This is a genomic window from Adhaeribacter sp. (assembly GCF_057359045.1).
This window is the reverse complement of sequence record NZ_JBMQUD010000095.1, coordinates 1-24,897: the sequence shown is the minus strand read 5'-3', so window position 1 is coordinate 24,897 and position 24,897 is coordinate 1. Positions and strand designations below refer to the sequence as shown.

At 43.8% G+C, this 24,897-nt stretch carries 20 protein-coding genes and 1 pseudogene; 7 read left to right on the top strand and 14 right to left on the bottom strand.

Annotation, left to right across the window (positions count from 1 at the left end):
- Nucleotides 1-10 precede the first annotated feature (10 nt).
- Nucleotides 11-1,009: a gliding motility lipoprotein GldB gene (gene gldB, locus ACO1R6_RS14910; RefSeq protein WP_486265715.1), complete on the bottom strand. Its 999-nt coding sequence runs from the start codon at nt 1,007-1,009 to the stop codon at nt 11-13.
- Nucleotides 1,010-1,087: 78 nt separating this feature from the next.
- On the opposite strand from gldB, the gene ACO1R6_RS14905 reads away from it, so the two are divergent.
- Entirely contained in the window at nt 1,088-1,744 is a 657-nt protein-coding gene (locus tag ACO1R6_RS14905; RefSeq protein WP_486265713.1) for a porin family protein, read from the top strand.
- 68 nt (nt 1,745-1,812) lie between these two features.
- Here the strand turns inward: ACO1R6_RS14905 and ACO1R6_RS14900 are convergent, their stop codons facing one another.
- The 3 genes and pseudogenes from ACO1R6_RS14900 to ACO1R6_RS14890 all read right to left on the bottom strand — a co-directional run.
- Entirely contained in the window at nt 1,813-3,423 is a 1,611-nt protein-coding gene (locus ACO1R6_RS14900; protein WP_486265712.1) for an Rne/Rng family ribonuclease, read from the bottom strand.
- Between the two features lie 234 nt (nt 3,424-3,657).
- On the bottom strand, nt 3,658-4,485 hold the full coding sequence (locus tag ACO1R6_RS14895) for a tetratricopeptide repeat protein (protein ID WP_486265710.1): 828 nt from the start codon (nt 4,483-4,485) through the stop codon (nt 3,658-3,660).
- A 125-nt stretch (nt 4,486-4,610) separates the two neighbouring features.
- A pseudogene (locus ACO1R6_RS14890) lies at nt 4,611-4,949 on the bottom strand (HU family DNA-binding protein); the annotation flags it as partial.
- 171 nt (nt 4,950-5,120) lie between these two features.
- On the opposite strand from ACO1R6_RS14890, the gene mutY reads away from it, so the two are divergent.
- The 6 genes from mutY (at nt 5,121) to ACO1R6_RS14860 (ending at nt 13,233) form a co-directional block, all read left to right on the top strand.
- Nucleotides 5,121-6,200 (top strand): A/G-specific adenine glycosylase, encoded by a 1,080-nt coding sequence (gene mutY, locus ACO1R6_RS14885; RefSeq protein ID WP_486265709.1) that lies wholly within the window; start codon nt 5,121-5,123, stop codon nt 6,198-6,200.
- A gap of 48 nt (nt 6,201-6,248) precedes the next feature.
- Nucleotides 6,249-6,701 (top strand): single-stranded DNA-binding protein, encoded by a 453-nt coding sequence (locus tag ACO1R6_RS14880; RefSeq protein ID WP_486265708.1) that lies wholly within the window; start codon nt 6,249-6,251, stop codon nt 6,699-6,701.
- Between the two features lie 27 nt (nt 6,702-6,728).
- Nucleotides 6,729-8,066, top strand: a complete 1,338-nt coding sequence (gldE, locus tag ACO1R6_RS14875) for a gliding motility-associated protein GldE (RefSeq protein WP_486265707.1) — start codon at nt 6,729-6,731, stop codon at nt 8,064-8,066.
- Nucleotides 8,050-8,667: a gliding motility lipoprotein GldD gene (gene gldD, locus ACO1R6_RS14870; RefSeq protein WP_486265706.1), complete on the top strand. Its 618-nt coding sequence runs from the start codon at nt 8,050-8,052 to the stop codon at nt 8,665-8,667. Before gldE ends, gldD begins: the two co-directional genes overlap by 17 nt.
- A gap of 141 nt (nt 8,668-8,808) precedes the next feature.
- Nucleotides 8,809-10,902, top strand: coding sequence for an ATP-dependent DNA helicase RecG (gene recG / locus ACO1R6_RS14865; RefSeq protein ID WP_486265705.1), 2,094 nt, complete (start codon nt 8,809-8,811; stop codon nt 10,900-10,902).
- 858 nt (nt 10,903-11,760) lie between these two features.
- Nucleotides 11,761-13,233, top strand: coding sequence for a hypothetical protein (locus ACO1R6_RS14860; protein ID WP_486265704.1), 1,473 nt, complete (start codon nt 11,761-11,763; stop codon nt 13,231-13,233).
- 34 nt (nt 13,234-13,267) lie between these two features.
- Here ACO1R6_RS14860 and ACO1R6_RS14855 read toward each other — a convergent pair whose 3' ends face one another.
- The 10 genes from ACO1R6_RS14855 to ACO1R6_RS14810 form a co-directional block, all read right to left on the bottom strand.
- Entirely contained in the window at nt 13,268-14,560 is a 1,293-nt protein-coding gene (locus ACO1R6_RS14855; RefSeq protein ID WP_486265702.1) for a MutS-related protein, read from the bottom strand.
- A 158-nt stretch (nt 14,561-14,718) separates the two neighbouring features.
- Entirely contained in the window at nt 14,719-16,506 is a 1,788-nt protein-coding gene (locus tag ACO1R6_RS14850; protein ID WP_486265700.1) for an acyl-CoA dehydrogenase family protein, read from the bottom strand.
- A gap of 170 nt (nt 16,507-16,676) precedes the next feature.
- A complete protein-coding gene (locus tag ACO1R6_RS14845; protein ID WP_486265698.1) occupies nt 16,677-16,916 on the bottom strand; it encodes a four helix bundle protein in 240 nt (79 codons plus the stop codon).
- Nucleotides 16,917-16,968: 52 nt separating this feature from the next.
- A complete protein-coding gene (locus ACO1R6_RS14840; protein WP_486265696.1) occupies nt 16,969-18,147 on the bottom strand; it encodes a thiolase family protein in 1,179 nt (392 codons plus the stop codon).
- A gap of 495 nt (nt 18,148-18,642) precedes the next feature.
- Nucleotides 18,643-18,768, bottom strand: a complete 126-nt coding sequence (locus ACO1R6_RS14835; RefSeq protein WP_486265695.1) for a GIY-YIG nuclease family protein — start codon at nt 18,766-18,768, stop codon at nt 18,643-18,645.
- Nucleotides 18,769-18,874: 106 nt separating this feature from the next.
- A complete protein-coding gene (locus ACO1R6_RS14830; protein ID WP_486265693.1) occupies nt 18,875-21,277 on the bottom strand; it encodes a 3-hydroxyacyl-CoA dehydrogenase/enoyl-CoA hydratase family protein in 2,403 nt (800 codons plus the stop codon).
- Nucleotides 21,278-21,369: 92 nt separating this feature from the next.
- Nucleotides 21,370-21,804: a MarR family winged helix-turn-helix transcriptional regulator gene (locus ACO1R6_RS14825; protein ID WP_486265692.1), complete on the bottom strand. Its 435-nt coding sequence runs from the start codon at nt 21,802-21,804 to the stop codon at nt 21,370-21,372.
- Nucleotides 21,805-22,157: 353 nt separating this feature from the next.
- Nucleotides 22,158-22,781, bottom strand: a complete 624-nt coding sequence (locus ACO1R6_RS14820) for a GntP family permease (protein ID WP_486265763.1) — start codon at nt 22,779-22,781, stop codon at nt 22,158-22,160.
- Nucleotides 22,782-22,807: 26 nt separating this feature from the next.
- Nucleotides 22,808-23,506, bottom strand: a complete 699-nt coding sequence (locus ACO1R6_RS14815) for a GntP family permease (RefSeq protein WP_486265691.1) — start codon at nt 23,504-23,506, stop codon at nt 22,808-22,810.
- Nucleotides 23,507-23,518: 12 nt separating this feature from the next.
- The coding region (locus ACO1R6_RS14810; protein WP_486265690.1) for an AMP-dependent synthetase/ligase at nt 23,519-24,897 on the bottom strand (1,379 nt) is incomplete at its 5' end.

Sequence of the window (24,897 nt, the reverse complement as noted above, 5' to 3'; positions counted from 1 at the left end):
TATTACGGCCTTACTTTTTGCGTTTGGGCTTGTACCGCGCTTGCGTAAATATTTTCTGTGCATCAGTCTCGGCCATGAGTTGGGGCAAGGTTACATGGGGATTTTCCTGCATGTATTTTCTTACTATTTGCCAGCCCACCCAGGTGGCCACACGGCCCGGGCAGCGGTTACTAATTTCGGGAATGCTGGGCCGCTCGCCGGTATATTTATTTATTTTAAAATGACTGGTTTCATACAGCAGGCTTTTCTGAATAAAGTGCGCCCATATTTTACCTTCGTTAAAATTCACATCGGCTATTTGCTGGTCGGAGTAGCCCATGATTACCGAATCGGGCGTACAAGGCAACATGCGCTGGGTAAAATAATAAGACTTACCGTAGTTAATCATTTCGGCCAGCATGGTGTTGTTGCGCGAATCCGTTTTATTGTAGCGCGACGAAATAAGTGTAAACAGCGCCGGCACTATGTTTGCCCGGTTATAGCGGGTTAAAATATAATCGGGTTGTTGCGGGCGGTAGCTGGCTTTTTTCCCGGCAAAATAATCAATACCCAATATTACCAAACTATTAGTCAGGAATAAATCTGGTCCTAGCAAACCACTATTAAAAGTTTTTACAGCAGGTACGTTAAAGTTGGGGTAAAAATATTTAAGGTGCTTAAAACCTTTAATTAAATCTTGTTGTACATCGGTCAAGTCGCCAAAATAAGCATCGGTTTCGCGTACAAAGCGTTGTAAGTTGGGTTCCTGAATTAAAGCTAGTAACGAACCTTCTAAATCTGCTTCTTCGCCAAATTGGTTGCCCGCCAAATATTTATTTGTAAAGGCCGGATTATTTTTTAGAAAGTTTTGTACCTCATTTTCGTTCTTTAATCCGTAGAAAGGCCTTTCCAAACGTTCAAAGTTTAGCGTAACATTAATTTTAGCAACCTCCGGATCTATTTCACAGGTTTGTGGGCGGCAACTAAGAAAGAATAGGAAAGTAAAAAGAAGAGCTATTGGTTTTCGCATGAACTAAGTACATTTGGGCAAAATTAGAAACGAATTGTCTAACAAAATCGATATTAGCATAAATAATTAATCTTCACTATGAAAAAAATAACTTTAATAGCCGTTCTGTTTTTTATAACCGGTACCGCCTTTGCCCAATGGGAAATAGGCCTTAAAATTACTCCTTCTATTGCTACAAACCGGGTAGTTGGCCTCAAAGAGCTAAATTTTGAATCTTTAAATGCCAAGACCCGCTTTGGCGGCGGCGTTACGGCCGATTATTTTTTTGGTGCGAATTACGCTTTTAGTACCGGTTTGATTTACAATAGCCGTGGTGCGGGGGTATCTTTTAAACCAACGGCAACAGCTACCAGCCGCGAATCCGACGAATTTAACCTGCACTACCTGGAAATACCACTTACTATAAAACTATATACCAACGAAATTGCTCCCGATACCAAGCTTTATTTTCAGCCGGGTGCCTCGTTAGATACCCGTATGGCGGCGCGGGTTAACGGCGAAAAGCTAGATGCCTCGAACGATAAATACGCCAAACGGTTTAATTTATTTGATTTTAGCGTGTTACTGGGAGCAGGCGTAGAAAAGCAACTCGGCGAAAGCACCAAAGTATTTGGCGGCTTATCTTACCACCGCGGCTTGTTTGATGTAGATGATTATTATGAAGAACGGTTTAGCAATAAAAATATTGAGATTAAAAACACGTATGTTGCCTTAGATTTAGGAATGAAATTTTAACCAATTCAGAACTCATAAAAAAAGCCCGTAATAACATTTATTACGGGCTTTTCTATTAATTCAATTTTTTATTCGGTTTCGGCCGGCACTAATTTATCCGACACATTATTGGGTTCAAAATTATTGGCGTGCAGCTCAATTTCTTCCCCTCGTTCGTCTACCACTTTAAAGTCAGTAATTCCCAGCGATGTATCTTGTACAAACTTAATCCATTTGTAGTATTTAAAATACAGTTTCAGCTGTTTAGACACCAAACCTTTGGTATAATACGAGTACACAAACGGATGTACATTTAAGGTAATATCCTTTTGATTTTGCACCGTGAGCAAATCGTCTATTGTAGACTCAATCTGGTCGGTTACCAGAATACTGGCGGTTATTTTACCGGTGCCCCCGCACGAAGGACAAACCTCTCCGGTTACAATATTTTGTTCGGGCCGTACCCGCTGGCGGGTAATTTGCATTAACCCAAATTTAGAGATAGGAAGCACCGTCGATTTAGAACGGTCTCGTTTCATCTCTTCCTTCACTACATCAAATACCTTTTGCCGGTTTTCGGCTGATTTCATGTCGATGAAATCGGTAACAATAATGCCGCCTAAGTCGCGCAGGCGCAGTTGCCTTACTATTTCGCGGGCGGCCGTTAAATTTACGTTCAGCGCCGTAGCTTCCTGGTCGGTTTCGGAGTTAGATTTATTACCGCTGTTTACATCAATTACGTGTAATGCTTCGGTGTGCTCTATAATCAGGTAACCGCCACCCGGTATGCTAACCGTTTTACCGAAAAGCGATTTAAGCTGCTTCTCGATGCCGTAGTGTTCAAAAGTTTTTACTTTGCCCGTATAATGCTTTAATATTTTGGCCTTATCAGGGGCAATTTTTTCGATGTAAGTCTTGATTTCTTCGTGCAATTGTGGGCTATCTACCACTATGCTATCAAAACTCTCGTTTAAAATATCTCTCAGTATGGAGGACGAGCGTCCTAATTCGCCGATAATTTTATCGCGATCTTTAGCTGTTTTAAGTACTTTAACCCCTTCGTCCCAGTTGGCTACCATGCTGCGCATGTCGCGATCCAGTTCGGCTACCTCTTTGCCTTCGGCCACTGTCCGGATTATAACCCCAAAATTTTCGGGTTTAATAGACATAATAAGCCTTTTAAGCCGGGTACGCTCTTCTTTGCTCACTATTTTCTTAGACACGCTCACCGTGTTAGAGAAAGGAACGAGCACCAGGTAACGGCCTGCCAGCGATAACTCACAAGACAAACGGGGGCCTTTCGTAGATATTGGTTCTTTTACAATTTGCACCAATACCTGCTGGCCTTTTTTAAGTACGTCCCCAATTTTACCCAGTTTATCTATCTCGGGCTCAAACTTAAAGCCATTGAGCCGCGGCGAGACGTTTTTCTGGTTTTGGGTTACTTTAACAAACTTATTAAGCGACTTTATGTGTACGCCTAAATCGTGATAGTGTAAAAATGCGTCTTTCTGATAACCAATATCAATAAAAGCCGCATTTAGTCCCGGCATTACTTTTTTCACGGTGCCCAGAAAAATATCGCCAACGGTATAATTGGTATCGTTCCGTTCGTAATGATATTCGACCAGGCGTTTGTCCTGAATCAGGGCAATCCGCTCTCCATCTTGAGTAGAATTGATAATTAATTCGTTACTCAATGTCGTAATGGTTATAAATGAAAGAAAATACTAAAACCCACGATTGCTAAGGCAACGTGGGTTATACAGAAAATAACTAAGCGTTACTTCTTCTTATGTCTGTTTTTCCGAAGACGTTTCTTTCTTTTGTGGGTTGAGATCTTATGTCTCTTTCTTTTTTTTCCGCAAGGCATAATTTAAATGTTTTTATGTTAAAATTTATTTTTCTTCTAACCAGGCAATTACCTGACTTTATTACTTTAATTTCTCGAGTTCCGTATCGATAGAAGCCTGATAACTAGGATCAGCGTCCAGTTTTTTAGCATTGGTAAATACCTGCCGGGCTTCTTCTTTTTTGCCGGTTTCGGCTAAGCAAACGGCCAGGTAAAAATTACCTTGTACGTGTTTGGGATTTACTTCTACCAGGTGCCGGAACCGCTCTACAGCTTTATCGTATTGCCCCGACTGAATAGATAAAACGCCCATGTTAAACAAAGCTTTCTGGTTATTCGGGTCGGTATTAATTACTTCTCTTAATAATTGCACGCCCTGCATGGGCTGCTCGCCGGTGGCAATGTAGGTCATAGCCAGGTTAGTTTTGGCATCGAGATTGGCCGGGTTATTTTGCAATACTTTGTCGTAGAGGCTACGGGCTTTGGCGCCTAAAGCTTTAGAACGGTCTTCGGTAGCGGCAAAACTAAAAGCTTCAAAATATTGGTCGGCCGCTTTCTGGTACATTTTTTCGCCGGGCCGGGCTGCTGCCACCTGCTCGTAATAGTAGCCGGCACTGTCGTATTTGGCAATGGCGGTATATTGTGCAGCAATTTCTTCGGCTAATTTAGTCCGGTCAGGACCAGCTTCGGCTTTCCGGTAATCAGCCAATAAACCTTTTAGTTTCCCTAAGGCCTCCGGACTGGCTTTGGTATGCGCTGCCGAAATCTCGCTTTCACTATCGCCGTGCAAATGCCCTTCGTGGTCGTCGGTGTCGGCATTGGTTGCACCAGCCGGATTATCGCGGTTGGCAGTAGCTGTAGTCCCGGAAAACGAGGCATTCTTTTCTTTATTGATAATAAATTTGGGCAAAGAAAACAGCACTACCACCAGTACAATGGCGGCAACAATAACCAGAATTTGTGAACGAAGCGCTTTCAGAGGTTTATAGAAATTATTAATTTACAACACTTTAAAGCTACAAAGGTAGCAAAAACTTAAGAAACAACTTCAGTTTTTATCTTTTTGCTATTCTTGATTTTTTGTACGAAAGATTTAGAAGGCTTAAAACTTGGCACAAAGTGTTCGTCTATAATAATAGAAGTGTTTTTAGAAATATTCCGGGCTACTTTTTTAGCACGTTTTTTATTGATAAAGCTGCCGAATCCACGCACGTATATGTTATTTCCGTTGGTCATGGAATCTTTAACTACTTTGAAAAAAGCCTCTACGGTAGCCTGTACGTCACCTTTTTCAATCCCTGTTTTGTCGGCAATTTCTGATATTACTTCTGCTTTAGTCACTTTACAGTATTCGTTAAATGGGTTAATATAATTTTTTACTTTTCCGTTTAAGTCCGTAACATTAACAAATTGTTTATTAGCTTTAAACGGGGCACAAAGGTAGCTTCATTTATGAAGAACTAAAAACTATTTAAATAAAAAAATAGCAAAACAGCTGATTTCCCGTTCATTAGCCCACATTTTTATACTTTTCAAATATCCAGCATGAATTCTCCGGAGTCGTTTTTATTCTCCCAAGCCTTACTTAACTGGTACAGTCGGCACCAGCGCCCTTTGCCCTGGCGCGAAACCCGCGACCCTTACGCTATCTGGTTATCTGAAATTATTTTACAGCAAACCCGGGTAAAACAAGGCTTACCTTATTACCAAACATTTATCAGCAATTACCCTACTGTAAATGATTTGGCCGTTGCGCCGCCCGACGAAGTACTGCGGCACTGGCAAGGTCTGGGTTATTATTCGCGCGCCCGCAACATGCACCATACAGCCCAATATATTGCCCGGGAACTAAACGGCAAATTTCCGGAAAATTATGCTCAACTATTAAAATTAAAAGGGATTGGCCCTTACACGGCAGCCGCTATTGCTTCTTTTGCCTTTAAAGAAAAAGTAGCTGTGCTCGATGGCAACGTATTTAGGGTACTGGCGCGGGTATTTGGCTTGGCCGAAGATATTGCCTCGCCGGCAGGTAAAAAAGCATTTCAATTATTAGCCGATAGCTTAATTCCGGCCGATAACCCCGATACTTACAACCAGGCCATTATGGAGTTTGGCGCTATCCAATGCACGCCGCACATGCCCGATTGCTTGTTTTGCCCATTGCAACAAACCTGTTTTGCTTTCCGGAACGGATTGGTACAGGTATTGCCCCATAAAACCAAAGCCAAAGCGGGCCGCGAACGGTATTTTCATTACCTGGTGCTGCAATACCAAAACCAGTATTACATGCGCAAACGCACCCAAAGCGATATCTGGCAAGGTTTATACGACTTTTACCTGCACGAAACCGATACGCCCGATCTACCCACTGAATTAATTACCAGCGAGTTAGAAACCTTAACCGGTTACTCTACGCTGCCGGCAGTGGGTAATATTTCAGCAGTATACAAGCATGTGCTCACGCATCAGAAAATATTCGCTAAATTTTATCTGATACCGCTGCAGTTTCGTTTAAGGGAAGAAGTAACTTTGGCAGCTGGTTTAAATTTATTTGCGGTTACCGAAATAGAAAAATTGCCCAAAGCAATCATGATAGATAAGTATTTGAAAAAAGAGCTTTTTTAATTATATTTACCTAAACAACATACTAAAACTTTAAACCACAAGTAATAAATGGCCAGTGTAAACAAAGTGATCCTGATTGGTAACTTAGGAAAAGACCCGGAAATCCGTCATTTAGAAGGCGGTGTAGCAGTTGCCCGTTTTCCGGTGGCTACTTCCGAGAGCTATAAAGATAAAACCGGCAACAAAGTAGAGCGCACCGAGTGGCATAACATTGTTGTTTGGCGGGGCTTAGCCGAAGTAGCCGAAAAATACCTGAAAAAAGGCCATTCGGTTTATATAGAAGGCAAAATACGCTCTAATAATTACCAGGATAAAGAAGGCATACAGCGGTACAGTATAGAAATTGTAGCCGATAACATGACCATGTTGGGTAGCCGGGGCGAGGGCAATGGTCAGGGTAATAATGCCCAGGAAAGCAACAACGGGTATAGCAGCGGCAACAACACCAAGCCCGAGATGAGCGCCGCCTACGACAGTGAGCCCGACGACCTGCCGTTTTAAATATTTGTTTAACTAATATTTTCTGATTTGGGAAATACAGATGCCGGAGACCCTCCGAGTTATTTATTATACACGGTTTCCGCTTTAATACCTTCTATTAGCCTGGAACTGGCCCTTGTGGCAGCAGGCACTATTTTTTTATTGCTGCTTTCGGCTCTGGTTTCCGGAGCCGAGGCAGCATTTTTCTCTTTATCCGAAACGGAACTGGATTCTTGCCGTCAGGATTCCCAAGGCTCCTGCAAACGCATTGTTCATTTACTAGAAAATCCGCGGCGCTTGCTTACTACCATGCTCGTGCTGGATAACATTATCAATGTTGGTTTGGTAATGGTGGTTTTAAATGTAGCTATGCGGCTTTATGGCAATAAACTTAGCTTTGCCACTATATTAACCATTAGCATTGTTTTAACTATACTGGTTGCTTTTTTTGCTGAAGTACTACCCAAAATCAGGGCTACCCATAACCGGTTACGTACTGCCCGCCGTATGTCGGGTTTTATTTACCTGGCCGGCGTAATATTGGCACCCATTATTTCATTACTGCTGGCCCTAAGTGCCTATATCGAGCAAAAAGCCCGCAGTAAGCCTTCTTCGGTACGCCTCGACGAGCTACAAAATGCCATTGACGCATCTTTAACCACCGAAAACACTACCGAAGAAAAAGAAATATTAAAAGGCATCGTTAATTTTAGCGCCACCACGGTTAAGCAGGTTATGCGCTCGCGCGTAGATATAATTGCTTTTGATATTACCACTACCTTTGATAACCTGCTTTCTTTAATAAACCAGTGGGGCTACTCGCGGGTGCCGGTTTATTCCGAAACCGTAGATAAAATAGAAGGCATTTTATACATCAAAGACCTTCTTAACCATTTAGACAATGGTCCGGATTTTGCCTGGCAACATTTGCTGCGGCCACCTTACTTTGTACCCGAAAGCAAAAAAATAGACGATCTGCTGCGGGAGTTTCAGGAAATGCACGTGCACATGGCCATTGTGGTAGATGAGTACGGCGGCACCGCCGGTTTGCTTACTTTCGAAGATATTGTAGAAGAAATTGTGGGTGAAATTAAAGATGAATTTGACGAAGAGGAAGAAGTAGAATATGCGCAGATTGATGAAAACACGTTTATTTTTGAAGGACAAACTTCATTAAATGAATTTTGCAAAGTAACGGGTATTGAACCCGAAACCCTGGAACCCGTGCGTAAAAACAACGAATCGGTGGGCGGACTCATGTTAGAGTTATTTTCAAAAATTCCGCAGCCCGGCGAAGAAATTGCCTTAGATACGTGTAAGTTTACCATCGAATCGGCAGATAATAAAAGAGTAAAGCAGGTTAAAGTTTATGTGGGAGTTTCTTAAGCGTGTACGGCCGGCAGCCGTAATAAACAAGGCAGGTTGGTTATTTATCGGCCTGTTATTTATAACAGCTTGCGGCAGCGAAGAATATTCGCCTAAACCCAAGGGGTATAATCGCATAGACTTGCCCGAGCACGCGTACCAGCCCTTAAAAGAAAAACATCCGTATTATTTCGAGTATTCTACGCATAGCAAAATTCTGCGCGATTCTTCGCGCACGGCCCTGCCCCATTGGATAAATATTTATTATCCACAATATCAGGCGAGTGTGCAGCTTACTTACCGGGCGGTAAATAACGATAAAAAAGCGCTAAACGATTTGCTCGAAGACGCCCGCACCTTAACCATTAAGCACCAGATTAAAGCCGAGTCGATTGAAGGCGGGGTAATAAAAACCAACAACGGCATGTATGTAAACGTGGCCGAGTTAACCGGCGAGGTACCCACGCAGTTTCAGTTTTACGTAACCGATAGCACCAAACATTTTTTCCGGGGGGCGCTTTATTTCCGGACGGCTACCGCCAACGATTCGCTGGCCCCCGTAATTAACTACATTAAAACCGATATTTTACACCTGCTTAACACCTTGGAATGGAAAGAATAGTTGTTAGTTTAGGTTAATGAGTTAAAAATTTAATTTACGATGGCTATTTAACTCTTAACTTTTCAGGAAATCATGTCATCTAAAAGCTATAGCATTCAAAGCAACTTTTCACTCTTAACTTTTAACTCTCAACTCTCTTAAGTGTCCGGTTTTTTTAATACAAAAATTGAGTTTCTGAAAGGCGTTGGGCCGCAACGCGCAGCTTTATTCCAGACAGAGCTTAATATTTTTACTTACGGCGATTTAATTCAGCATTACCCCTTCCGGTACTTAGACCGTACCCAGTTTTACCAGATTGCCGAAGTACACGAAGATTTGCCTTACATTCAGGTAAAAGGCCGCATCCGATCAAAAGAATTGTTGGGCGAAGGCCGCAAACAACGTTTGTCAGCCATTTTAACCGATGGCTCCGGCGAGTTGGAGTTGGTTTGGTTTAAAGGCGTAAAATGGATGAACACCAACCTGAAGCCCGGCACCGAATATATTGTTTTTGGCAAACCCAATTTATTTAACAGTCGCATAAACATGGCCCACCCCGAACTGGAAGAGGCCGCCCAGGTAAAACAAGAGCAAAGCTACCTGCAACCCGTTTACAACACCACCGAAAAGCTAAAAAATCACCGGCTAGATAGTAAGGCTATTTCCCGGATACTGGCCGAACTGCTAAAGCTAGCTGCACCCAATATACCGGAATCGCTTCCGCCCGACCTCATTGATCAGTACCGGATGGTATCTAAAAGAGAAGCGTTGCTGCAAATTCATTTTCCGGCCAATACCGATAAATTAACGGCAGCCCGTTTCCGGCTAAAATTTGAAGAGTTGTTTTACGTGCAGTTGCGCTTGTTGCGGCAAAAAACAGTGCGCAAAGCCGAGCTGCGCGGGCAAGTATTCCGGCAGGTACCCACGCTTACGGAGTTTTATAACCACCACCTCACTTTTGATTTAACCAATGCCCAAAAACGGGTTATAAAAGAAATTTACAAAGATTTATGCGCCGGCAAGCAAATGAACCGGCTTTTACAGGGCGATGTAGGCAGCGGTAAAACTATTGTGGCTTTTATAACCATGCTCATGGCTACCGACAACGCAGCCCAAGCCTGCCTCATGGCGCCCACCGAAATATTAGCCGACCAGCACTACACCGGACTAAAAGTTTACGCCGATAAATTGGGCATTAATCTGGGTAAACTAACAGGCTCAACTAAACAAAGCGAACGCCGGATAATCCATGAGCAACTTCAATCCGGCGAAATGAAAATGATTGTGGGTACCCATGCTTTGCTCGAAGATGTGGTGCAGTTCCAGAACTTGGGTTTGTGCATTATAGATGAGCAGCACCGGTTTGGGGTGGCGCAACGATCTAAGCTGTGGCAAAAAAACCCGCAGGTAATTCCGCACGTGCTCGTCATGACGGCTACGCCCATACCCCGTACGCTGGCCATGACCTTGTACGGCGACCTGGATGTATCGTTGATAGATGAGTTACCGGCCGGGCGCAAAGAAATTGTAACCGTGCACCGCTACGATGCCCACCGGCTGCGGGTATTTGGCTTTTTGCGGGAGCAAATAAAACTAGGTCGCCAGGTGTATATGGTGTACCCATTAATCGAAGAATCTGAAACCATGGATTACAAAGATTTGATGGATGGCTACGAAAGTGTGCAGCGGGCTTTTCCGGAGTACAAAATAAGCATGGTACACGGTAAAATGAAGCCCCAGGACAAGGACTTTGAAATGCAGCGATTTGTTAAAAACGAAACCCAGATTATGGTGGCTACTACCGTGATTGAAGTAGGGGTAAACGTACCCAATGCTTCGGTAATGGTAATAGAAAGTGCCGAGCGATTTGGCTTATCGCAGTTGCACCAGTTGCGGGGCCGCGTAGGCCGGGGCGCCGAGCAGTCTTACTGCGTTTTAATGACGAGTTATAAATTAAGCAAAGAAAGTAAAATCCGGCTCGAAACCATGGTACGCACCAACAATGGTTTTGAAATTGCCGACATCGATCTAAAACTGCGGGGCCCCGGCGATTTAATGGGTACCCAGCAAAGTGGTGTGCTAGACCTGCTGATCTCCGACTTATCGAAAGATGCTAAAATATTGCAGGAATCGCGGGCTGCGGCGCAGGCCTTATTAGAACAAGACCCGCAATTAGAACAGCCGCAAAACGAGAATATACGCCGCCATATCCAGTCTTTGCACAAAAAAGCGGTAAACTGGAGCCGAATTAGCTAAAAAAGAAAGAGAAGATTTTGGCTGGCCGAGCAGACCAGCCGATATTGTTAGTAGTTGTTGTAATTAACCGATATTTTCTGGATTTCTTGCCCGGGGAGCATCTTAGAATTTACATTTAAATCTGTATTCTGAGAATATACAGGGCTATAAACACTTTTGGTTCTTTTACTTAATAAATGATTTTCTTTCTCCCATTTACCAATTACTATCAGTACGATCAAAAGCAAAACCTTAAAAGCTAATTTCATAATAATTTAAATGTTTCAGATTACGCTCACAAAAAGTTAATAGTAATACTACGCTCTCAACTACGTTTTTGCTATTAACTTTAGGTTAAGTTAATAGTGTAAACCTGCCATGATGCCCTATCTCTACTTCTTTAAGTATTTATACCTGCATTTATTCTTTTAATATGTATTTAAACGCAGGGCTTACATTTACTCTTTTAAAAAATAAATGTTACAAATATTTTAAACCCTTTTCCTCATGATTATTTAATATGCAAATATATTTGTTTTTTATTAAAAAAATTAAAACAATTGAAAATTAAAATCCTATTAGAAATAATAATATTTATATAGCTTTTGAAAAAAATTTCAATTTTTTCAATGTGCTTTTTACAATTTTTGCAGCGTTTAACGGTTTCTTACTCTGGGGCCAAGTTGCGCTAAAGTGCTTGGAGGGCAAAAAATATTTTTAAAGGTAGTACAAAAGTCGTTAGTCAGGCGGTTTCTAATTATAATTTCCGGCTGCCAGTTTTGGTCCTTGGCAGGTAGCCTAACCCATAGGTTAGCATTTGTAGTTTATTTAACCTTTATATTTGCAAAAAATTAATAATATATTAAAGTGGTTAAGCTTATGCAGGGAACCAAGGTAGCTATATTTTGGCAGGTGTTAATAGGGGTTATTTTATTGGGCAGCGGCATTAACCCTGGTTTTGGCCAAAGTCGGTCACGTTCTGTTGCATTTACCACCTTGCCCGACCAATCGGAAGACCAATATTACCAGCGCATAAAAACCAAAACCTTGCCCGTTAATAACCGCGATTTGGTAGTTCTGTCCAGAAAAGCCGAGCGCACGTATGCCGTTGCCTATTACACTTCTGATTTAAAGAAACTCTGGGAAGTTCCTTTTCCTTTAACTGCCTCTGAAGACATAGAAGCTTTTACCCACAATGGTCAGCAGGTATTGGTACTGGTGCATCAAAATAACCAGGAGGCGGGTATTCAAACTTTAATGGGCTATACCCTAGATTTAAAAACCGGCAAAAAATCGGAAGGGAAAAAAATAGTAGAAGCACCGGCAAAAAGCCGCCGGATTGGAACTGCTTTTTCTCAGAATGGCAACCATTTAGTGGCTTACGCCTACGAACACCAGCAAGCCCAATTAAAAGCAATAAAAGCGCATTTACTAGATGGTAATTTAAACCAAATAAAAGAGCGCACTTACAACTTCAGCGACATAAATGGTATTCAATCGGCAACTATAAAAATAGACAATGCCGGCAACCAATATGCCTCCCTTATTACCGATAATGCCACCAAGCTTTCGGTGCGCCGCTACACCAACCAAAGCCAGGAAATAAAAGGCATGGATATTCAGATAGGCGGGGTATTTGAAGGAAAAAAAGTTTATGTGTTTGATACCAATTTTGCCTTGCAACAAGATAGTAGCGTGTATGGAGCAGCCCTGTGCGCCGATGAAAAAACCGGCGATTTTTACAGTCTAAAAGTAATTAAGTTTGATTTCCGGTCCGGCGAAATGAAGTATGCCCCGGAGTTTAGATTTACGCCGCAATACCTGGCCGATTTAAATAAGCTGAGTAAAGCTTCTGGTGCGGTTATTTCCCGCCTCGAAGATATTTATCTATCGGAGATAGTAGTAAGTCCCGATAAAAAAGTACTGGTAATTGCCGAAAAGAAATTTAACGAAGGGCCCCGTTTACCATTTAATGCCCGCGAGCTGCACCTCTTTACCTACGACGAATTTATGAACCCAACCTGGCACTCGGTAGTAAATAAAAATCAGGTAGCCCCGGCCAACGAAGGTTTTGTTTCTATCTCTTATAAAGCCAACCTGGCTGGTAACGACCTGCACCTGCTTACCCTGGAAACCCTGAACAACAAAACCGATTTATACCTCCGGAAAATAGATATTACCAAAGGTACTACGGCTGCCCCCAAACCATTAGGTTTAAATATCACGGCCAACCAAGCCTTACCTTACCAGAAAGAATTTACGGCGTGGCTCGATGAAAAAACAATAATAGCGGTAACCAAACCGGCAAAAAAAGCCAGCACATTACAACTAAATAAAATTACTACCCGGTAATTGATATTTAATTTAAAAGCGAAACACTTACCTTTTAAAGCTTACCTAACAATTGGGTTAAGCCTTCTTTTTGAAACAAAATTTTACCAATTTTTAAATCTGACCAGCCTTTTTTTAAAGCATAAGTAAACAACGGTGCGCCGGCTTCCAGTTGGCAATCGATGTAATATTTACCAATGGCAGGAGTAGCACTGGGCAATTGATTTTGCAGATGGATTAAATGAGTAGAAACAAAAAACAAGGAATTATTTAATTTAGTAAGGCCATTAATGGTAGTAAGCGTTATTTCCTGGGCATCATCAATGTTGGTGCCTTTAAATAATTCGTCGAATATGGCAAAGCACTTTTCACCGGCATTTGCCGCTTCCAGCACAATTTTTAGGTTTATGATTTCGGCCATAAAATGGCTGTAGCCGTTCCGGAGGCTATCATTCACATTTATATGAATGGCAATATTGTCGTAAAACGGTATTTGGCAAGAGGTAGCGGGCACGGCTAAACCAATATGCGCCAGGTACACGCACAAACCCACCGCTTTTAGCAAAGTAGATTTTCCTGACATATTTGGCCCCGTGAGTAATACAGTATTTTCTTCGGGATTTAAACAAATATTGTTTTTTACGGGGTTGGGCACCAGTGGATGATAGAATGCCTGGAGCATAAACTGCTGCGCCTGGAACGCGGGAAAAGAAAAATGATACTGCCGGATAGCGCGCGCTATTGAATAATAAGCTTCAAAAGAAAAGAAAAATTGCCAGAAAGTTGTTACCTCAACTGACGATAAATGATGTAACTTTTGGTAAAAGGCCAATACATCGGTAATCGAAAGTTTATCTTCGGTAATAAGGCCAGCATACCTGGGCAAATTTAAATTACCTAGAAAAAGTAGTCCTTGTTCCAGGTGTTGTTTAAACGCCGCCGGAAATTTAGCTTTATCAAGCCGTAACAAGTAACGCCGGTAAATATTATCGAGCAGCAACACTACCTGAATTAACTGTGATTTTTTCTGATTGCGCTGGGTTTCGGAGAAATGCAAACGCACCCGGGCTTTCAGACCCAATGTACCCTGATTAAAAGAACCCGCCATTATTTTTTGAAACAGGGCATAGACCTCATTTAAATACAGGCGCGGGTACGTAAAATTTTCCAGAATAGCCCAGTTCTGCAGAAAGCCTTGTAGTATTTGTTGTCTTTCGGTAACCGCCTCTACTGATGCGGGGATTTCCCGGAATAATTTCTTTAATTCAGCGGCGGCATAATCGTTGTTTGTGAAGTTAAACAACGGTAAAATATCTGCATCAATATTTAAGTCATTTACCTGCATCATATAACTGGCTCGAACTGTGCAGGTAAAACGACAAAAAGAGATAAAATGAGATAGCTTTAAAACAAATAAAAATCCAGGTGCCGTTCTGCTTTGAAATTAGCCACAGCACCTAGATTTTAGAGGATGAATCAGATTATTTAAATCTAAATTCTACTACCTCAATACACGTACTCGTCGGCTTGGATTAAAGTAGCAGCAACACGACGGCGGGCTTCTTTGGTATTGTAAAGTTCGGCCTTGGTAAAGCGTTTTAACCCAATAAACAATAACTTCTGCTCGTCGCCGCCTTCGCCCATAGCACTAATTGCCTCTTTACCGGCCGCGTAAATTTTATCTAAGGCTTCGTATAAATAAACCAAAGCAATATCTGTTTGGCGGGCAGCGGCCTCCTCCCCTTGTTGGTTTATTAGCTTTTCTACCCGCAACAACGTCGACTCGGCTACATAGGTTTTAATAGCCATATCGGCAATATTCATGAGTATTTCCTGTTCTTTTTCCAGGGTCATCATAAATTTTTGTACGGCCGTACCGGCTACGAGCAAAATAGCTTTTTTCAGGTTCCGGATTATTTTTTTCTCGGCGGTAAATATTCCTTCTGCTTCGTCGCCAAAATCCGGGATGCTCAGCAGTTCGTCTTGTACTGCTTTGGCCGGGCCCATTAAATCTAACTCTCCTTTTAAGGCTTTCTTCAGAATCATGTCTACCACCAGCATGCGGTTTATTTCGTTGGTGCCTTCAAAAATGCGGTTAATGCGGGAGTCACGGTAAGCCCGGTCCATGGGGTAATCGGCCGAAAAACCGTAACCACCGTATATCTGCACCCCTTCATCTACCACATAATCCAGCACTTCGGAGCCTTCTACTTTTAAAATGGCGCATTCCACGGCAAATTCTTTGGCAGCACCCAATAGGGCTTCGGAAAAAGGTTTACCGGCCGCTAGCAATTCTTGTTCTTTATTATGGATATCCATGCCGCAGCGGTACAATGCCGATTCCATGGCATAGATGCGTACGGCTTGCTCGGCAAGTTTATACCGGATAGCACCAAACTTAGAGATAGGCAGCTTAAACTGTACCCGCTCATTGGCATATTTTACCGATAGGTTGGCTACTTTTTTGGCCGCGCCCAAGGTGGCGGCGCCTAATTTAATCCGGCCGAGGTTTAAAATATTAAAAGCAATTAAGTGGCCTTTGCCAATTTCGCCGAGCACATTTTCTTTCGGCACTTTACAGTCGGTAAAAAATACCTGCCGCGTAGACGAGCCTTTAATGCCCATTTTGTGTTCTTCGTTGCCCAAGCTTAAGCCTTCGGTTGCGCGCTCCACAATAAAGCCGGTAAATTTATCGCCGTCTACCTGCGCAAATACAATAAATACATCCGCAAAACCGGCATTGGTGATCCACATTTTCTGTCCATTCAAAATGTAGTTTTCGCCGGCAGCATCCAGCACGGCTTTGGTTTTGGCGGCTAAAGCATCGGAGCCCGAACCCGGTTCGGTTAAGCAGTAGGCGGCAACCCACTCGCCGGACGCCAGTTTGGGCAAATATTTCTGCTTCTGCTCGTCGTTGCCAAAGTACAGGATGGGCAAAATACCAATACCGGTGTGGGCTGCAAAAGCCACCGGAAACGAATGCCCACCGCCTACCGATTCGGTAACCAGCAACGAGGTGTTAAAATCCTTCTCAAAACCACCGTATTCGGCTGGCAACGACACGGCAAATAATCCTAGTTCGCCAGCTTTTTTCATCAAGCCTTCCATTAGGCCTTCTTCGTGGTTGTCCAGCCGGTCTAACAACGGGTTCACTTCGGTTTGAACAAACTGTAAACCCGTTTCGGCCATCATTCGCTGTTCTTCGTCAAATTCTTCGGGGGTAAATATTTCGGCAGCCTCAGTTTCTTTAATGATAAACTCGCCGCCTTTTAAGGTTTTGCTTTGTATGTTCATGGTAATTAGTTTTTTAGTTTGATAAAAGAAGACGGTAGAAGGATAAAGGATTATTACTTTGAAACGATATTCGCTTTAAAGCTGCTAATCATTATTTGCAACAGAACAAGTTTCTCTACCAATGACACAAGTTCCAAGTTTGAAATAACGCCAAAATCCTGGGCTAAAATCTATTGTGTTTCCAGTTCATAAGCGGAACCTAAGGCTATGTTCAGGAAATGAGCTAATTCTTTATTTGAGTCTCTTCCTGCTCCTTCGGCAATATTAGAAGGAATAGAAACTGCCGCTCGCCTAATTTGAGCGGTTAAACCATACTTCTCGTCCTTTGGGGAATTGGCAGAAATGAGATAAACATTTTTAGCGATTTGGATACCTTCCTTCCACACCCGCAATTCTCGGGAATTATGCATAAGAATTATTGATCTTTCCTCCTTTATCCTTCTACCTTTATCCCAACAGCATCTAACGCAACAACTCATATATCCCCGCTACGCCTTGGCCACCGCCAACGCAGGCCGTCACCAGGCCGTACTTTTGGTTACGGCGGCGGAGTTCGTGCCATTGCTGAATGCTGAGTTTGGCGCCCGAGCAACCCAACGGGTGACCGGTAGCAATGGCCCCGCCACTCACGTTTAGTTTTTCTTCTGGAATATCCAGGTGCCGGATTACGGCTAAAGTTTGGGCGGCAAAGGCTTCGTTAATTTCGAATAAATCAATGTCGTTGAGTTTCATGCCGGCTTTTTCGAGGGCTTTGGGTACGGCGGCAATGGGCCCCATGCCCATAATGCGCGGGTCTACCCCACCAGAAGCATAGGTAACGAGGCGGGCAATGGGTTCCAGGTTAAGTTCTTTTACCAGTCGCTCACTCATTACCAACACAAAAGCGGCCCCATCGGAAGTTTGCGAGGCATTACCGGCAGTTACAGTGCCGTTCAGGGCAAAAACCGGTTTGAGTTTGGCTAGTTTATCCAGCGACGTATCGGCCCGTGGGCCTTCATCGGTATCAACGGTGTAGCTGCGGGTTTTCTTTTTGCCGTTGTCGTCTACATAAGTCTCCTCTACCGTTATGGGCACAATCTGTTCTTGAAATAAACCGGCTTCTATGGCTTTAATGGCTTTCTGGTGCGAATTATAGGCAAATTTGTCCTGGTCTTCGCGGGTTACGTTATAGTCTTTGGCTACGGCTTCGGCGGTTAAACCCATGCTCAGGAAATATTCCGGGTGTTTTTGGGCCAGATTAAAATTGGGCACGGTTTTGTACCCCACCGTTGGCACCAGCGACATGGATTCGGTACCGCCGGCAATAATACAATCAGCTTGGCCTGCGGCAATTTTGCTGGTGGCAATGGCAATGGTTTCAATCCCCGACCCACAGTAGCGATTCACGGTCATGCCCGATACACTTACCGGCAACGACAACAAGGCAATCATGCGGCCCATTTGCAGCCCCTGCTCCGCTTCCGGTACGGCATTGCCCACAATTAGATCATCTACCCGTTCGGGGTCTAGTTGGGGTACCGAAGCCAGCAAATACCTGATGACTTCGGCGGCCAAGTCGTCGGGGCGCATAAACCGGAAGCCGCCCCGGTTGGCTTTGGTTACTGCCGACCGGTAGCCGGCTACGATATAAGCATTTTGCATATTTTTAGTTTTTAGATATTTGATATTAGAGGTTCGATTATTCGACTCCTCTCTAAATTTTATGAATACTTTCAATCTCACAAACTATCAGACACTTAATTGCCTTTAGACAGTTTTGCTGGCGATACCAGTCCTTTTCTCATATTATCCTGAAAGAATCTAATCGGCCATCAGATAAGGTTTACTATTAATAATTCTTGTTTCAGATGGCCTATTCTTCACTTCATAGTTCAGGAATAAGAAACCTCCGTCATTCTGAAAGAATCTTCTGATTAAACCCGGGCAGCATCTGCTCTTTGCAAGCATTTTATTACCTGTATTTATTCAAACAAAAATCTGCAGGAACAGCATTTTTGGATTATCTATTTTGATCATTTTTCTTTTCCCTCTCTGTTCATCAGCTTTATCTCATTTTCTCTTTCGATGGCATGGTTGGCATTGGTATGTCTTTCGTAATAAACCAGGTTGTAGCAGTAATATTTCCCAGCAATTGTTTCAGGCTTTCCTTTGTTCTACACGGTATTGCAATATTCTTCTTTCCAAATTATTCGTCATACCCACATAGAAAACTGTTCTCCCTGGATTAGTTGTGATATAAACGAAGTAGTTTTTGTTCCACATCTACTTAGCTTTGGCTATCCAGGCTCATCAGAAGATTCTTTCAGAATGACGGAGAAAAAAGAGAATAGCAATAATCTTTTAAATTCATAATCATTAACTCTCCTTCCTAATTCCTCAACGGTTTACCACCCGTTAAAATGCTTTTAATGCGCTCCAGGGTTTTGCGTTCGCCGGTTAGGGATAAAAACGCTTCCCGCTCCAGATCGAGTAAATATTGTTCCGATACCAAGGCCGGGGCCGATAAATCGCCGCCGCACATGACGTAGGCCAGTTTGTTGGCGATTTTGCGATCGTGCTCGGTAATGTAATGGCCGTCGAACATGGCGTAAACGCCGGTAATAAACATACCCAAAGCGCCGCGCCCCAGTACTTTTATATCTTTGCGTTGAACAGGTTGGGTATAACCTGCCTCGGCTAAGTCCAGGGCGGCTTGCTTGGCTTCGGAAATTAAGCGGTTGTTATTAATGGTAATGGCATCGCCGCGGCGCAGAAACTTATAATCAAACGCTTCGTGCGCCGACGTAGAAACCTTGGCCATGGCAATGGTGGTAAAGGTGTTGCGCAAGCTGTTGTATTCCGGATCACCTTCTTCAAATGCATCGGCGGTGCGTAAAACCATTTCTTTGGTGCCCCCGCCGGCCGGTATTAAACCAACACCAAACTCTACCAGGCCAATGTACGATTCAGCCGCAGCTTGCACTTTATCGGCGTGTAGGCAAAGTTCGCAGCCGCCACCTAAAGTTAAGCCGTGCGGGGCCGCTACTACCGGTATAGAACTGTAGCGCATCCGCATCATGGTGTTCTGAAACTGCCGGATCATGAGGTTTATTTCGTCGTAATCTTGGTCGAGGGCATACAGGTACAGCAAGGCTAAGTTAGCGCCCGCCGAAAAATTAGGGGCATCGTTGCCTACCACCAATCCTCTAAAGTCTTTCTCGGCAATTTCTACCGCTTTATTCAAACCTTGCGCCACTTCGCCGCCCATGGTGTTCATTTTGGTATGAAACTCCAGGTTTAGAATACCATCGCCTATATCGAATAAAGTAGCGCCAGCATTTTTCCAGACTACGTTGCTCTGGCGGTAATTTTCCAGAATAATAAAACTTTCGGTGCCCGGTATGGCCTGGTAAGTTTTAGAGGCGAGGTCGTAGTATCTACGTTGGCCTTTTTCTACTTGGTAAAAAGTATGGTTGCCGTTTTCCAACATTTCGTACACCCAGGCCGCCGGCTTTTGTCCTTCGGCTTCCATGGCCCGAACCGTGTCGGCTACACCCAGAGTATCCCATAATTCAAATGGCCCCATATCCCATCCAAAGCCGGCGCGTAGGGCATCATCTATGCGGTAGAGTTCGTCGGATATTTCTGGAATGCGGTTAGAAACGTACCGGAATAACCCGTGCGAAGTAGCCCGGAAAAATTCGCCGGCTTTATCGGTGGTTTGGTAAAATGCCTGCAAGCGGGGCTTTAAACTTTCGATAGGCTTTAATTGCTCCAGGCTGGCAAACCTTACTTTCTGCTTGGGTTCGTACGCTAAGGTTTGCAGATTCAGGGTTAATATTTCGGTTTCGCCGCGGGCATTTTTGGTTTTCTTGTAAAAACCGCCTTGTGTTTTATCGCCCAACATTTTTTTATCGAGCATCTGCTGCACGTAAGGCGGCAGTTGGAACAATTCGCGGGCTTCGTCGTTAGTGCCGGTTTGGTACAAGCCTTGCGCTACTTTGGCGAGAGTATCCAATCCCACTACGTCCAGGGTGCGGAAAGTAGCTGATTTAGGCCGGCCTATCACCGGACCAGTAATACGGTCTACTTCGTCGATGGTGAGATCCAGGCGCTGCATCTGGTTAAAAGCATCCATAATGCCAAATATGCCCACGCGATTAGCAATAAAGGCCGGCGTGTCTTTGGCTAATACCGTGGTTTTGCCCAAGTATAAATCGCCGTAATGCAACAAAAATTTAATTACTTCGGCATCGGTATCGGTCGTTGGAATAATTTCTAGTAACTTCAGGTAACGGGGCGGGTTAAAAAAGTGCGTACCGCAAAAGTGTTTCCGGAAATCGTCGGAGCGACCGGCCGCCATCAAATGAATCGGAATTCCCGAAGTATTAGATGTAATTAAAGTACCGGGCTTGCGGAACTGTTCTACCTGCTCGAACAAAGACTGCTTTATTTTCAGATTCTCCACCACTACTTCAATAACCCAGTCGCAGGTAGCAATGTCTTTTAAATTATCGGTAAAGTTCCCGGTGGTAATAAAGCTACTGGCCGTTTTTTTGTAAAGCGGCGACGGATTAGCACCAACGGCGGTTTGCAACGAACTGTTTACAATCCGGTTTTTTACCGCCGGGTGGTCGAGGGTTAAACCTCGTTCCGCTTCTTCAGCGGCTAACTCTCTTGGCACCATATCCAGTAGCAAAACCGGCAATCCAATATTGGCAAAATGACAGGCAATCCGGGAACCCATAATCCCCGAACCCAATACAGCCACTTTTTTAATAATTCTTTTCATATTTTTATTTAGGCATAAGTATCAAGATATTTTTCTCAACTTTCCTTAACTTGCTAGTTGTTTAGGTTAATGACCTTTTGTAAAGCCGATCATTAGAAAATATTCTTGTTATCTATCATTTTATTAATCTGACCAATAACTTTAAAAAAAGTAGCCAGCTCTTTTTCCGGTATTTTTTCCCGTACTTTCTGATTAAAATGCCGCACGGTTTGCCGCGATATTTCTCTTTTCTCCAAGCCATTTTCGGTCAGGAAAATGCGCACCGAGCGTTTATCTTTTAAATCACCTTGTTTGTAAATAAGGCCTTTTTCTTCCAGGCTCTTTAGCAAACGGGTAAGGCTGCGGGCTTCCAGGCCCAGGAGCGGCGCAATTTTAGTCGCCGGCGAGCCTTCCTGGGGGTCAATATTCAGCAATACAAACCCAATTGAAGTAGTAATATCGTGTTGGGCCGCCTCTGTATTATACATCCGGGAAATAGCATGCCAACAAACCTTTACATTGTAATCTACTGTTTCTTCTGGTTTCATGCCGCCACTGTTTCTTATATCTGGTTATACCAAATATATAAAAAATTGTTATGCTTGCATACTACTTTTAGATTTTTTTTATCTCTTGTACAAGGTTGAGGTGCATTATTAGAGATAAATATTCGTCTGGGTTGCGCCCGCAAATAGTTTTTACCAGGCCATTCTACAGCCCAGAAAGGACGAAAATCTTTTAAGTTATCTAATCAACTCATGGATTAAGCCCATATGCGGCTTTAACATGCGAATGCGAAGGAAATATTGGTTTGATTGCTACACGTGGATTCCCGGAGCAATAAATCTTACTAAAGTTAGCCCCAGGCACAGATTTTAATTATGGGTGCCGGATGCCAGCTTTAACAAAACAGGTAAAAGCCGACTACAATAAACAGAAGTGCGGTAACGCCTTGCAACAACGTAACAACAGTAAAACCTTTGTACGCTTCTTTTACTGAAAGGCCACTAAACTGATTAATTACCCAGAAATAAGAATCGTTGGAGTGCGAAACCACCATGGCACCGGCGCCAATAGCCATTACCAATAAACTAAGTTCTAAGGCTGAGGCGAAACCGGCGGATACCAAAAGCGGTGCCAGCATAGACGACGTAATAACCAGGGCCGAGGTAGTAGACCCCTGGGCTGTTTTAAGTAAAGCGGCTACCAAGAAGCCACCTATTAATAAATAGCTTCCCGAAGAGGCATCGGTAGTTAACCAGGCACTAACCAGATCAGCGACCGGCGTGGCTTTTAAAACAGCCCCAAAAGCACCGCCGGCACCGGTTAATATTAAAATGGGTCCGGCTTGTTTTAAGCCTTCGCTTACCCAATTGGTAAAACCTGCGCCGCTCCGGTTAGGTACCAGAAAAAAGCATAAACCTACGCCCAGTAACAACGCTACCAAAGGTGTACCAACAAACGCAATACTTGCCGCCACTGCTGGCGGCAGGGGCACCACCGCTTGCACCGAAGCCAACGCAATTAATAAAATAGGTAATAAAATAGGCGCTACCGACCAGCCCAGTCCTGGTAAAATAACGGTATTTTTTCGGACGTAGCAGGTATATTTTCGGCGGGAACCGGCCCCAGGTGCCGGCCTGCAAATAAGGCATAAAAATAAGCTACTGCCATTACGGGTATCGAGAGAAGTAAACCCACCACGATAATGGTACCCAAATATTCTGATGCGCCCAGATTACCCGCCGCCGCAATGGGGCCAGGCGTAGGCGGAATTAAAGTATGTGACGTATATAATCCCGAAGCCAGGCCAATGCTTAACGAACCGGTTGCTACCTTGCTGCGTTGCGCCAAGGCCCGGTTAATACCCGACAACAGAATAAAACCCGAATCGCAAAAGACCGGAATACCCACCACCAAACCAATTACCGACATCGCTAAAGTAGGCTTGGTGGGCCCCACCGCTTTTAAAACAGCATCGGCCAGGCGCAAAGCGGCGCCCGATTGTTCCAGGGCTACCCCAATAATACTGCCCAACACCACCACCAATCCAATAGATCCCAGTAAACTGCCAAAACCGCTAGTAATAGTGGTACCAATAGTGGGCAACGGCATCCCAACCAATACTCCTACCCCAAAACAGGCCAGCAACAAGGCCAGGAAAGGGTGCATTTTTAAAACCGCTGTACTAAAAACAATAAATGCAATGCTTAGCCCAATAATAAGCAACAGCAAAGGGCCTTCTACCATAAATCCGAATAATTACTTATAAAGCCCCTCAATAATGTGGCGGTAATTATTGTAAATAACTTTACGTTTAACACTTAGCTTAGCCGTTAATTCACCGCTTTCTATGCTCCATAGTTGCGGCAACAATTCAAACTTTTTCACCTGCTCCCACTGGGCAAAGCTCTCGTTAAACTTATTTATTTCCTTTTTGAATTTGGCCCTTACTTCCGGATGCTGAATCATTTCGGCATCGGAGGTATAAGGAATATTATGTAGTTTGCACCAATCCTGCAGGTTGGGGAAAGAAGGTACAATCAGCACCGACGGAAATTTTTGTCCTTCGCCCACTACCATTGCCTGCTCTATTACCAGCGACTCTTTCAATTTGTTTTCAATGGCCTGCGGCGCAATATATTTACCACCCGAGGTCTTAAACATTTCTTTTTTGCGATCGGTAATTTTCAGGTACTTGCCCTGTATAAACTCGCCAATGTCGCCGGTATGGAACCAGCCATCTTTGTCAATCACTTCGGCGGTCAGGTCGGGGCGTTTGTAATATCCTTTCATTACACAAGGTCCGCGGGTTATTATTTCGCCATCGGCGGCAATTTTTACTTCTACATCATCAACCAGCGGCCCTACGGTGCCAATTACGTTTTCGTCGGGGTTGTGCCGGTTTACCGCCATTACCGGCGAGGTTTCGGTAAGCCCGTAGCCTTCCATTACCCGTATTTGGGCGGCCCAGAAAACCCGCGCCAGCCGCGGCTGTAACGCTGCCCCTCCCGATACAATGGCAATCACATTCCCGCCCAGGGCCTCACGCCATTTATTAAAAATCAACTTATTTGCCAAGGCCAACTGGGCATTGTACCAGGCCGTGCGGTTCTGATTATCGTATTTTAAACCTAGCTCCAGTGCCCAGAAAAAAAGCTTCCGTTTTACACCCGTCAGGTCCATGCCTTTACCTACAATTTTTTCGTAAACTTTTTCTAGCAGCCGCGGCACCGTAGAAAACACGTGCGGTTTTACTTCTTTTAAATTATCCGCAATCACCTCCATGCTTTCGGCAAAATAAATAGATACGCCTACCGTAAAATACAAGCCTGTAAGCATGCGCTCGTAAATATGGCAAAGCGGCAAAAAGCTTAAGGCCCGGTGCCGGTGATCGACGGGCACATAAGCCATGGTAGCTTTAATATTGCTGATTAAGTTATTATGGGTAAGCATTACCCCTTTGGGGTTGCCGGTAGTGCCAGAGGTATAAATAATGGTTAATAAATCCTCGGGGGTTACGGCGGCTTTGTAAGGTTCTAAATTGGCTATATCGGCGGGGTTTGCCAAGCCCAGCAGTTCACGCCAATGTTTGGCACCGGGTACCTGATCGAACGTATAAATTTCCTGAATGCCTTCTA

What these genes read in the sequence shown, in the direction of transcription:
- ACO1R6_RS14840 (WP_486265696.1), bottom strand. Translation starts at nt 18,147, where the DNA reads ATGCAAAATGCTTATATCGTAGCCGGCTACCGGTCGGCAGTAACCAAA.
- ACO1R6_RS14855 (WP_486265702.1), bottom strand. Translation starts at nt 14,560, where the DNA reads ATGATGCAGGTAAATGACTTAAATATTGATGCAGATATTTTACCGTTG.
- ACO1R6_RS14835 (WP_486265695.1), bottom strand. Translation starts at nt 18,768, where the DNA reads ATGTGGAACAAAAACTACTTCGTTTATATCACAACTAATCCAGGGAGA.
- gldB (WP_486265715.1), bottom strand. Translation starts at nt 1,009, where the DNA reads ATGCGAAAACCAATAGCTCTTCTTTTTACTTTCCTATTCTTTCTTAGT.
- gldD (WP_486265706.1), top strand. Translation starts at nt 8,050, where the DNA reads ATGTGGGAGTTTCTTAAGCGTGTACGGCCGGCAGCCGTAATAAACAAG.
- mutY (WP_486265709.1), top strand. Translation starts at nt 5,121, where the DNA reads ATGAATTCTCCGGAGTCGTTTTTATTCTCCCAAGCCTTACTTAACTGG.
- ACO1R6_RS14825 (WP_486265692.1), bottom strand. Translation starts at nt 21,804, where the DNA reads ATGAAACCAGAAGAAACAGTAGATTACAATGTAAAGGTTTGTTGGCAT.
- ACO1R6_RS14830 (WP_486265693.1), bottom strand. Translation starts at nt 21,277, where the DNA reads ATGAAAAGAATTATTAAAAAAGTGGCTGTATTGGGTTCGGGGATTATG.
- ACO1R6_RS14850 (WP_486265700.1), bottom strand. Translation starts at nt 16,506, where the DNA reads ATGAACATACAAAGCAAAACCTTAAAAGGCGGCGAGTTTATCATTAAA.
- ACO1R6_RS14880 (WP_486265708.1), top strand. Translation starts at nt 6,249, where the DNA reads ATGGCCAGTGTAAACAAAGTGATCCTGATTGGTAACTTAGGAAAAGAC.
- ACO1R6_RS14860 (WP_486265704.1), top strand. Translation starts at nt 11,761, where the DNA reads ATGCAGGGAACCAAGGTAGCTATATTTTGGCAGGTGTTAATAGGGGTT.
- ACO1R6_RS14905 (WP_486265713.1), top strand. Translation starts at nt 1,088, where the DNA reads ATGAAAAAAATAACTTTAATAGCCGTTCTGTTTTTTATAACCGGTACC.
- ACO1R6_RS14815 (WP_486265691.1), bottom strand. Translation starts at nt 23,506, where the DNA reads ATGGTAGAAGGCCCTTTGCTGTTGCTTATTATTGGGCTAAGCATTGCA.
- ACO1R6_RS14845 (WP_486265698.1), bottom strand. Translation starts at nt 16,916, where the DNA reads ATGCATAATTCCCGAGAATTGCGGGTGTGGAAGGAAGGTATCCAAATC.